General features: G+C 39.7%; 1 protein-coding gene. It reads left to right on the top strand.

Annotation, left to right across the window (positions count from 1 at the left end):
* A partial coding sequence (locus ENE75_RS26095) for a hypothetical protein (RefSeq protein WP_199232422.1) occupies positions 1-428 on the top strand: 428 nt, incomplete at both ends.

Below are 428 nucleotides of genomic sequence, written 5' to 3'. Positions count from 1 at the left end.
ACAAATAATACAGGCGTTAACTCAGGATCGGTTCCAGGTGGCGCATTTGCAACATCCGGTATTGCCCGTTTAGGTTTTAACCTGATGCCAAACGTTCCTGTTTATTTGAACAACGGCGCATATAACATCAACACTGTAAGTAATACAATCGGACAAGGCGGTAATCTTACAGCTTTACAGTTTACAAACCCTCAGGTTTTATTGGATCTTAACCGGTTCTCTTCAACAAGCGATCGCATTATTTCAAACGTGTACGGTAATGTAAAAATCATAGATGGTTTAAGCTTCCGTACAACATTTGGCATCGACAATCTGAATGTTGTAAACAAAACATTCCAGAATGCATTACATGGTGATGGTGTTTCAAACGGTGGTTCTGCCTTTAATAACCTTCAAACATTCAGAAGATGGAACTGGACCAATGTACT

The sequence above is a fragment of the Rubrivivax albus genome (assembly GCF_004016515.1).
Lineage (GTDB): Bacteria > Pseudomonadota > Gammaproteobacteria > Burkholderiales > Burkholderiaceae_C > Rubrivivax > Rubrivivax albus.
This window is presented reverse-complemented; position numbering and strand designations above follow the sequence as displayed.